The organism is Streptomyces sp. 8K308 (assembly GCF_004348315.1).
In the GTDB taxonomy this organism is placed as follows: Bacteria; Actinomycetota; Actinomycetes; order Streptomycetales; family Streptomycetaceae; genus Streptomyces.
On sequence record NZ_SMKC01000274.1, the window covers coordinates 1 to 9613 of the forward strand.

Below are 9613 nucleotides of genomic sequence, written 5' to 3' on the forward strand. Positions count from 1 at the left end.
GCCCCCGCCCGCGCAGAGCGGCGGCGCCCCGCAGCCGCCGCCGGTGGCCGCGGAGGACGACGTGGCGGCCGAGGACGACCCGGATCTCGACGACACGGCGCTCACCGGATACGAGCTGATCGTTCAGGAGCTGGGTGCGACCGTCATTGAGGAGTTTCGGCATGAGTGAGACCGAGCGTTCCTGAGCCCGTAGGCTCAGGGGGTCACAGGTAGTCGAGAGCCAGGAGTGAGACCGGCCGTGTTCCCCGATGGTGGGGTCGACATGCAGCAGCTGCTGCAGCAGGCCCAGAAGATGCAGCAGGACCTCGCGGCGGCGCAGCAGGAGCTGGCCGAGACGCCGGTCGAGGGCTCCGCGGGCGGCGGCCTCGTCAAGGCCACGGTCACCGGTGCCGGCGAGCTGAAGAGCCTGGAGATCGATCCGCGCGCGGTGGACCCCGAGGACACCGAGACCCTGGCGGATCTCGTGGTCGCCGCCGTGCGCGACGCGAACAACGCGGCGCAGGAGCTGGCCAAGACCAAGCTGGGCCCGCTGGCCCAGGGCCTCGGCGGCGGTGGCCTTCCCGGGCTGCCGTTCTGAGCCTCCCTGGCCTATGGTGAGGCGGACCAAGGGAGAGGGCGGCACATTCCGTGTATGAGGGCGTGGTCCAGGACCTGATCGACGAGCTCGGCCGGCTGCCGGGCGTGGGCCCCAAGAGCGCCCAGCGGATCGCGTTCCACATCCTCCAGGCCGAGCCCACCGACGTCCGTCGGCTGGCCACCGCGCTGACCGAGGTCAAGGCGAAGGTCAGGTTCTGCGCGGTCTGCGGCAACGTCGCGCAGGAGGAGCAGTGCCGGGTCTGCCAGGATCCGCGCCGCGACGCCACGGTGATCTGCGTGGTCGAGGAGCCCAAGGACGTGGTGGCGATCGAGCGCACCCGCGAGTTCCGCGGCCGCTACCACGTGCTCGGCGGCGCGATCAGCCCGATCGACGGTGTCGGCCCCGACGACCTGCGGATCAGGGAGCTGCTCGCCCGCCTGGCCGACGGCTCGGTCACGGAGCTGATCCTCGCCACCGACCCCAATCTGGAAGGCGAGGCGACCGCCACCTACCTGGCCCGGATGGTCAGCTCGCTCGGGTTGCGGGTCACCCGGCTGGCCAGTGGGCTGCCGGTCGGGGGAGACTTGGAATATGCCGACGAGGTCACCTTGGGGCGCGCCTTCGAGGGGAGGCGGCTGCTCGATGTCTGACGCGGGGAACGCGCGGCACGGGCAGACCGTTGCGTCCGTAGGGACAGCAGGGGAGGCGATCGCGTGACGTCCGAAGTGGTGCCGAGCGAAGAGGAGCTGGCGGTCTCCGGGCCGGACAGCTTCGCCGTGCAGATCGCCGACCAGATCGAGAGCTTCACCGTCGCCGTCACGGAGGTCGCCAAGGGCGACGACCCGGACAGCGCGATCCCCTATCTGCTGCTCCAGGTCTCCCAGCTGCTGCTCGCCGGCGGTCGGCTCGGCGCGTACGAGGACATCCTCCCCGAGGAGCGCTACGAGCCCGACACGGGCCCCGACCCGGACATGGACGAGCTGCGCGAGCGCCTCGCCACGCTGCTCGCGCCGGTCGACGTCTACTCGGAGGTCTTCGACCCCTACGTGCCGCGCTCCACGCCGGTGCCCTCCCGCATCTCCGACGACCTCGCCGACATCATCAGCAACCTGCGGCACGGCATGGCGCACTACCGCGAGGGCCGGATCAGCGAGGCCCTGTGGTGGTGGCAGTTCTCCTACCTGTCGAACTGGGGCCCGACGGCCAGCGCCTCGCTGCGCGCGCTCCAGTCGCTGGTGGCGCACGTCCGCCTCGACACCCCGCTCGCCGAGCTCGACGGCCTCGACACGGACAGCGGCGCCGAGGACGGCGACCTGGAGCGGCAGGCCGGCCGCGTGATGGAGGCCGAGATCGCGACCCCGCTCGGGCTCACCTCGGAACGGTAGGTTCCCTCCCCGGTTCCGGCCGGGGGCCGGCCCGGTCCCGGCCGGGGTCCGGCTTACGGCGGCGCCCGCCCCTGACGGACAATGGGGGGTGAAAGACGTCAGTCAACCCTCATGAGAGGGGTGAGTGGGATGACCACGATGACACGGACCGAGGCTCCCGTGGTCCTGTCCAACGAGGAGGGCGTCGAGCTCCGCATGGAGCGGATCGGCGGCGACATGTCCGTCGCCTTCATCCGCCTCCCTGAGGGGACGGACATGTCCATCCCCCTGAAGGGCATGCCGGACGACCTGTGCCAGTGCCCGCACTGGGGCTTCCTCACCAAGGGCAGGGTGAAGCTGCACACCAGGCAGGGCGACGAGACCTACGAGGCCGGGCAGGCGTACTACTGGGCGCCCGGGCACGCTCCTGAGGCGCTCGAGGACACCGAGCTCATGGAGTTCTCGCCGGCTGCCGCCTTCACCGAGGTGATCGACCACGTGAAGGAGCAGATCGGCTGAGCGCCCGACCGCCGGCGGCCCGGTCCGCTCCGCGTCTCCGACCGAGGGCGCCGACAAGCCTAGCCGTACGGGCTGAGCAGCAGCAGCGCGATGTCGTCGCCGCGGCCGCCCGCCTGGTGGGAGCGGAGCAGCGTCTCGGCCAGCTCGTCCATGCTGCGCTCCGGCTGCTCCGCGATCCGCCCGAAGTGGCCGGCGAGCGCGGCGGTCGCATCGTCCAGGTGCACGCCGGGCCGCTCGATCAGGCCGTCCGTGAAGAGCAGCAGCACCGCGCCTGGCGGCAGCGGGATGTCGACGGCCGGGTAGTCGGCGCGCGGGTCGACGCCGAGGACGGGCCCTGGCGGCACGTCCACCTCGGTGACCCGCCCGTCCGGCATCCGCAGCAGCGGCGGCGGGTGGCCGGCCGTGGCCAGCCTGGCGAGCCCCTCGCGCAGGTCGAGGTGGATGTAGAGGCAGCTGGTGAACAGGCCGGGGTCGAGGTCGTTGAGTAGTCGGTTGGTGCGGGTCAGCACCTCGGACGGCGCGGTGCCCGCCGCCGCGTGCACGGCCGTGCGCACCTGTCCCATCAGCGCCGCCGCCGTCACGTTGTGCCCCTGCACGTCGCCGATCGTCGCGCCGGCGCCGCCCTCGAGCTCGATCACGTCGTAGAAGTCGCCGCCGATCTCCATGCCCTTGGTGGCGGCGAGGTAGCGAGCCGCGACGTCGAGCCCGGGGATGCTGGGCAGGTCGCGCGGGAGCAGGTCCTTCTGGAGCCGCCGGGCGAGGCGCTGGTTGGCGTCGAAGAGCCGGGCCCGCTCCAGGGCCTGCCCGATGACGCCGGCCAGCGAGGTCAGCAGGGTGCGCTCCTCGGCGGTGAAGTCGTGCGGCCGGTCGTAGGAGATCACGCAGCAGCCGGCCACCCGGCCCGAGGTGACCAGCGGCAGGAACGCCCAGGAGGCCGAGGCCGCCCGGCCGGGGCCCGCCACCTCCTCCGACGCGTCCGGGATGTGCGGGAAGCGGCGGCGCATCTCCTCGGTCGAGGCGTAGAAGACGGGGGTGCCCTCGGACATGGCGGCGGTCGTCGGGCTGGTGCGGCTGGTGAGCGGCGTGCCGTCGAGCCGCTCCGCGATCTCCGGCGGGCAGCCCCGGTGCCCCACGAGCCTCAGCCGGTCGCCCTCCGTGACGCACAGGATCAACCCCTGCGCGTCGAACGCCGGCAGCAGCTGGTCGGCGACGAGCCGCACCACGTCGGCCACGCCGGCGGCCTCGGTGAGCGTGACCGCCAGCCGCATCACCTGGTAGATCGCCCCGACCCTGGTCGGCCCCGCGGGCGGCCTCTTGTCCTGCCGCGGGGGCGGCTCCTCGTCCGGCGCCCTGGTCGGGCTCAGGCGGAGGCTGACGCCGTGGTCGCCCGGGTTCAGCTCGAAACGGAACCAGCTCCCGGTCGTCCGCTGGGCCGTGAACGAGGTTGGCTGGCGGCTGATCACCGCCGATCTGAAGCGGTCCTCGTACGAGGGGTCGGCCAGCCAGGGCACCGTCTCCCACAGCCGCGCGCCGAGCAGCTCCGCCCCGTTGACGCCGAGCAGCGCGGCGCCGCGCTCGGTGACGAAGGCGACCCGGCCGTCGAGCGCCAGCGCGCAGGCGCCCTCCGGCAGCCGCTCGGCGAAGTCGGCCGCGGCCAGCGCCTGCTCCGGCTCCGGCATCCGAGTGCGCGGCCGCTCCAGGATCGTCGGCTCCTCCGGGAGCCGCACCGGGCGCCCGCGCCGGGCGGCGTCCCGCAGCAGCGGGCCGAGGCGGCGGCACCCGGCCTCCATCGGCTCGCGCTCGTGCGGGGCGAGCTGCGTCGGGTGCGAGCCGGGCCAGAGCACCATGAGCACGCCCCAGCACTCCTCGTCACCGTCCGTGCGGATCGGCGCGTGCGCGACCGCGTACGAGTACGGCAGCGGCACGCTCACCCGGGGCCCGCGCCGGTCGTGCCGGCCGCTCTCCTGCCAGACCAGCCGCCGCTCGTTGACCGCCCTGGTCAGCGGCACGGGGACGTCGAGCCCCACCCGCGACCAGGGGCCGGCCACGTCCATCGGGATCCCGCAGACCACGGAGAGCCGCAGCACGCGCTCGCCCGGGGCCAAGAGGAAGACGCCGCCGCCGTAGCCGCCGGCCTCCCGGATGACCCGGTGCAGGTGCGGGCTCAGCAACGCCAGGTCGTCGTCCGGCTCGGAGCCCGTTCCGCAGCCCATACCAGCACGGTACGTCGAGGTCACGCGGCTGGCACGCGTTGGCCTCGGGCCCGGGGGCGGGTCGCCGATGCCCTGACGTGACGCTGGGTGACGACGTGGATGCGGGCGGGGCTCCAGCCTCCTTACGGGGGTTAACCCCCGGCGCGTGGTGTAGGCGGAGCGTCGGCACGTCGGGGGAAGGCCGGATGGGCCGATCCCCGTGGCGCTGGTGGGATGGTCGCCGACCACCGGCCACGGGCCACCGGGACAGAAGAGGGATCATCATGCGGGTGTTGGGAAGGCGTCGGCGAGGCCTGCTCGTCCTGGGCAGCCTGGGCGCGGTGGTGCTCGCCGCGTCGATCGGGCCGGCGGCGGCCTCGGGGGCGCGGGGGCCGATCCGCTCCAGGAGCAGGTGGACGCGATCCACGACGCCGGGGCCGTCGGCGTGTTCGCCGAGGTGACGTCGCCCGACGGACGGGACAGCGCGCGCGCCGGTACGGCCGAGCTGGGCACCGGCAGGCCGATGCCGAACGACGGCAGGTTCCTTCCGGATCGGCAGCGCCACCAAGACCTTCACCGCCACGGTCGTGCTGTAACTCGTCGAGGACGGGGAGCTGTCCCTGGACGACACCGTCGAGCAGTGGCTGCCGGGTGTGGTGCGGGGCAACGGCTACGACAGCGGCCGGATCACCGTGCGGCGGCTGCTGCAGCACACCAGCGGCCTCCCCGACATCCAGATGGCCGCGTTGGGCAGCGCGGACGGCGGCGTCACCCGGGACGGGACCCGGAGCGTCGCCGTGTACGTCACCAGCGACGGCGGCGAGGGCACGCAGGACGCCATGCGCACCCTCGTGGACCTGGAGCTGTGCCGCACCCGATGACCCACTGCCGGGCCCATGATCCGGCCGATGACAGGGAGCTCGGCACCGCCATCGACGTCACCATCGCCGAACCACGCCTCGAGGCGTTGCTACCGGCCGACGCCGCGACCAGCGCCATGCTGGCCGAACCCAGCCGTTCGGCGGGCTCGGCGTAGGCCGTGGTGCCGGTTCCGCCGTCCCAGCCGAACTGGCCGACGGGCGCGTAGGCGGCACGGTGTGTGCGCACCGCCACGGGCGATCCGGCGTGGAGGTGGTGACGAGCGCTGCGACCGTCATCGAGGCCACGCACCGCCGCACGGACCGGGCCAGAGCCGCCTGGGTACCGACCGACAGGACGAGGGTGTGGTGGTCAGGCAGCGGTGGGCGCCATGGCGTTGTCGGTGTGCTCCGCGGTGCGGGTGCGGGGCAGGATCAGGTAGGTCAGGGCCAGGCCGGTCAGGCTCAGCACGGCCCCGGCCAGTCCGGTCCAGCGCAGCGCGCCCGCGGACACGATGAGCCCGCCGAGGCCGGAGCCGGCGGCGGCGCCGAGGTTGAACGCGCCCACGTTGACAGAGACCGCCAGGGTCGGGGCGGCCCCAGCGTGGCGGAGGATCAGACCTTGCAGGGGAGCGATGGTGGCGGTGGCGAGCAGGCCCAGGACCAGGACCGCGAGCACGGCGGTGGGCCGGAAGGCGACGGCGAACGGCATGGCCGCCAGCACGCCGGTCAGCCCGCCGAACACCCCTCGTACGGTCGCGGACATGGACCGGTCGGTCAGCTTGCCGGCGGCCAGGTTGCCCAGGAAGCTGCCGGCGCCGTAGGCGAGCAGCAGCCCGGACACGGCGGCCGGGGAGAAGCCGGCGACGCGGGTGAGCAGGGGCGCGATGTAGGTGAACACGACGGCGACGCCGGAGAAGCCGACCGCGGTGATGGCGATGGCCAGCAGCACCGGCCCGCGGACCACCACCCGCACCTCCTCGCGCAGGCTCGTCGCCGGCGCCTGCTGCCTGGGCAGCACCAGCGCCAGCAACGCGGTGGCGGCCAGGGTGAGCGCGGTCAGCACCGCGAAGGGAGCGCGCCACCCGGCGGCCTGCCCCAGCAACGATCCCAGGGGCACCCCGAGCAAGGTCGCCACGGTGAACCCGGACGCCACGGTGGCGATCGCCGAGCCGATTCTGCGCTCGTCCACCACGCTGGTGGCCATCACGAGCGCCAACGCCAGGAAGGCGGCGTGGCTGAGCGAGGAGACCACCCGCCCGGCGAGCAGCATCGCGAACGAAGAGGCCAGGGCGCTGATCGCGCTGCCCACGGCGAACAGCAGCATCAACGCGATCGCCAGGCCCTTGCGGGGCAGTCGCGCGGTCAGCATGGTCACGGCCGGTCCGCCGATCACCACGCCCAGCGCGTAGGCGGTCACCGCCTGCCCGGCGGTGCCCTGCGACACCTGAAGATCCGCGCCGACCTCGGGCAGCATGCCCGCGACCAGGTATTCCGACGTACCGACGACGAAGACGCTCGCGCACAGGGCGGCGAGCGAGGCGAAGCCCTTTCCCATGCCCGGGAAGCTAGACTCTCACATGGATGTGAGAGTCAAGCGGTGCCGCCCGCCCCGCTCCATCCGTGAGGAGGATCACGTGCGGATCGGAGAGCTGTCGCGCCGGACCGGCGTCCACGAACGGCTGCTGCGCTACTACGAGGAGCAGCACCTGCTCCAGCCCGAGCGGCGGCCCAGCGGCTACCGCGAGTACCGCGAGACCGACGTGGACACCGTTCGTCGCATCCGCGGCCTGCTCGCCGCTGGCCTCTCCACCGCCACCATCGCCACGATCCTGCCGTGCCTGCGGGAGGAGGGAGAGCGCCTGGTGCCCACCTGCTCCGACCTTCTCGCCGACCTGTTCACCGAGCGCGAGCGGATCACCCAGGCCATCACCGACCTACAGACGTCCCGCGCCGCGCTCGACGACGTCATCGCCGCCGCCCCCGCGGACGTCGCCGAACGCGCGGCACGCGGCGGTGCGGTCGCCGGCCACGGCACTACGCTGCCGATGTGACCGCGTACCAGGAGCCCCACGCCGTCGTCGCTCTGACGGATGTCGCCGTCCACCGCCGCACCACCGGGCAGGAGATCGTCCTCGACGGGATCAACTGGACCGTGCGGCCCGGCGAGCACTGGGCGCTGCTGGGGGCCAACGGGGCCGGCAAGACCACCCTGCTCCGGCTCGTCGGGGCGGCCATGTACCCCACCGTCGGCACCGTCGAGGTCCTCGGTGACCGACTCGGCCGCGTCGACATGCGCGAACTGCGAGCGCGCGTCGGCCTGGTGTCCGCCGCCCAGAAGGTCCCGCTGGACGCCACCGCCCACACCGTCGTCCTCACCGGGGCGACCGGCACGGTGCAGCCGCTGTGGCGGAAGTACGACGCCGGGACCCGCGAGCGCGCCCACGTCCTGCTCGCCGAGCTGGGGTGCAAGGAACTCGCCGACCGCCGCTTCGGGGACTGCTCGGGCGGCCAGCGCGCCCGGATCCTCATCTGCCGTGCCCTGATGGCCGACCCATCGCTGCTCCTGCTCGACGAGCCGTTCAACGCCCTCGACCTCCCGTCCCGCGAGGACCTCGTGGACGCGCTGCACCGGCTGGCGGCCGACCGGTCCGACCTCGCCACCGTCACCGTCACCCACCACCTGGAGGAGCTGCCGCCCAGCACCACACACGCCTTCCTGCTCAAGGAGGGCCGTGAGCTGGCATCCGGCCCGGCTCACGGCGTGCTCACCCCGGACACCATGACGGCCTGCTTCGGACGTCCCATTCATGTAGCCCGCCACGACGGCCGTTGGTACGCACGCTCGGGCCGCTGACGCCATACGTCCCAGCCGGGAGGCGAAGCATCAGGCACCGCCCGGCGACTGGTTGGTGAGGGCGCTGAACCACGCGATGGTGGCCGCGGTGGCGGCGACGCTGGAGCCGGAGTGCCGCGACCCCTGGTAGTCCACCGGGCCGAGGTCGACGACCGGCACGTTCACCCCGTTCGCCCGCAGTTCCGCGCGGCACCAGGCGGTGTTCTCCACGACGGCCTGTTCGTCGCCCGTCGCCATGTAGAGCCGCGTCGGCATCCGCGGCGCCCAGTCCGCGCACACGCTGCCCGCCGCGCCCAGGGCCGCGGCGAACGTCCCGGTGGGGGCGGTCAGCAGTCCCCGACCGCGCTCCGTCAGGAGTTCGTCGATCGTGCCGGGGAGGCCGGCCATCATCTCCTGGCCGGTGTGCGTGCCATCGAACAGTTCCTCGACGGAGTCGGCGTACGGCGGCCGGAACACCTCGGCCGGGGCCTCGTACACGCCGCCGTGCAGTCGCTCGACCGCCACCAGCGCGTAGGCCGCGTAGACCACGCCGTACCTGGGGGCGACGCGTTCCTCGTCGAACAGGGACCTCATCGTGGTGCCGACGAAGTCGTAGGCGCCGCTCACCGGTGCCAACGCGCCGGCCCGGAACCATCGGTCCTCGCCCTCCTGAAGGGCCCGGCCGAGGCCAAGGGCGGCCGAGGCGCCCTGCGAGAAGCCGGTGACCATCACGTCACGCCGCAGCGTGTGGCCGGCGTGCGGCGCGAAGGCGCGGGCCGCGCGCAGCATGTCGAGGGACGCCGTCGTCTCCGAGGGGATGTCCATCCAGGGGTGGGTGCCTGGGCCGAGCCCCATGCCGAGGTAGTCGGGCGCCACCCCGGCGAAGCCGGCCGCCGCGTAGCTGATCGTCGCGGCGCTGACGAAGTTCTGCCGCCGCATCGAGGGCGCGTCCTCCCTGTGGACGCCGGTGCCGTGCGCGAAGGACACCGGGTGCAACGCGGCCTGGCGGGTGCGGGGCAGTGCGAGGAGCCCGCTGGCCGTGGTCGGTCGCCCGGCCGGGTCGACGGTCCGGTACACCAGCCGGTAGGCGTCGACGCCGTACCGGGCCACGCTGTCGTCGAAGCCGGCCGCGGCCAGTTCGGCGGCGGCATCGGCGCGGCTGTCCAGGCTGTAGAGCGGCTCGACCGAGACGAGCGTCCCCCGTTGCCGCCGGTCGTGCTCCGCGGCGTTGGTGGGAAGGGGGGCGGGGGCCAGGGCCGTCGCCGCGG

General features: G+C 73.5%; 11 protein-coding genes and 1 pseudogene. 9 read left to right on the forward strand and 3 right to left on the reverse strand.

Annotation, left to right across the window (positions count from 1 at the left end; translation table 11 throughout):
• From E1265_RS39705 to E1265_RS27785, 5 genes and pseudogenes are all read left to right on the forward strand, one after another.
• Window positions 1–169: pseudogene (locus tag E1265_RS39705) on the forward strand (DNA polymerase III subunit gamma/tau); the annotation flags it as partial.
• Window positions 170–238: 69 nt separating this feature from the next.
• Window positions 239–577, forward strand: coding sequence for a YbaB/EbfC family nucleoid-associated protein (locus E1265_RS27770; RefSeq protein ID WP_207931238.1), 339 nt, complete (start codon window positions 239–241; stop codon window positions 575–577).
• Window positions 578–627: 50 nt separating this feature from the next.
• The gene (recR, locus tag E1265_RS27775) at window positions 628–1227 is read left to right on the forward strand and encodes a recombination mediator RecR (protein WP_132933744.1); all 600 of its coding nucleotides are present in this window, start codon (window positions 628–630) and stop codon (window positions 1225–1227) included.
• Window positions 1228–1290: 63 nt separating this feature from the next.
• Complete coding sequence (locus E1265_RS27780) at window positions 1291–1962, forward strand: DUF5063 domain-containing protein (RefSeq protein WP_243741157.1); 672 nt, start codon at window positions 1291–1293, stop codon at window positions 1960–1962.
• A 129-nt stretch (window positions 1963–2091) separates the two neighbouring features.
• Complete coding sequence (locus E1265_RS27785; protein WP_132933745.1) at window positions 2092–2460, forward strand: hypothetical protein; 369 nt, start codon at window positions 2092–2094, stop codon at window positions 2458–2460.
• Window positions 2461–2519: 59 nt separating this feature from the next.
• On the opposite strand, the gene E1265_RS27790 is transcribed toward E1265_RS27785, so the two are convergent.
• Window positions 2520–4673, reverse strand: coding sequence for a SpoIIE family protein phosphatase (locus E1265_RS27790; RefSeq protein ID WP_132933746.1), 2154 nt, complete (start codon window positions 4671–4673; stop codon window positions 2520–2522).
• Between the two features lie 632 nt (window positions 4674–5305).
• Here E1265_RS27790 and E1265_RS39710 point away from each other — a divergent pair.
• Together E1265_RS39710 and E1265_RS27800 are read left to right on the forward strand one after the other, a co-directional pair.
• Window positions 5306–5533, forward strand: coding sequence for a beta-lactamase family protein (locus E1265_RS39710; RefSeq protein ID WP_243741158.1), 228 nt, complete (start codon window positions 5306–5308; stop codon window positions 5531–5533).
• A complete protein-coding gene (locus E1265_RS27800; RefSeq protein ID WP_207931239.1) occupies window positions 5530–5688 on the forward strand; it encodes a hypothetical protein in 159 nt (52 codons plus the stop codon). The genes E1265_RS39710 and E1265_RS27800 overlap by 4 nt, the downstream gene beginning before the upstream one ends.
• 194 nt (window positions 5689–5882) lie before the next feature.
• Here E1265_RS27800 and E1265_RS27805 read toward each other — a convergent pair whose 3' ends face one another.
• Window positions 5883–7067: an MFS transporter gene (locus E1265_RS27805; protein WP_132933747.1), complete on the reverse strand. Its 1185-nt coding sequence runs from the start codon at window positions 7065–7067 to the stop codon at window positions 5883–5885.
• Window positions 7068–7146: 79 nt separating this feature from the next.
• On the opposite strand from E1265_RS27805, the gene E1265_RS27810 reads away from it, so the two are divergent.
• Window positions 7147–7563, forward strand: a complete 417-nt coding sequence (locus tag E1265_RS27810; RefSeq protein ID WP_132933748.1) for a MerR family transcriptional regulator — start codon at window positions 7147–7149, stop codon at window positions 7561–7563.
• Window positions 7560–8366, forward strand: a complete 807-nt coding sequence (locus E1265_RS27815) for an ATP-binding cassette domain-containing protein (RefSeq protein ID WP_132933749.1) — start codon at window positions 7560–7562, stop codon at window positions 8364–8366. The genes E1265_RS27810 and E1265_RS27815 overlap by 4 nt, the downstream gene beginning before the upstream one ends.
• A 30-nt stretch (window positions 8367–8396) precedes the next feature.
• Here E1265_RS27815 and E1265_RS27820 read toward each other — a convergent pair.
• Window positions 8397–9613 (reverse strand): lipase (locus E1265_RS27820; protein WP_207931240.1); only part of this gene is annotated, 1217 nt, incomplete at its 5' end.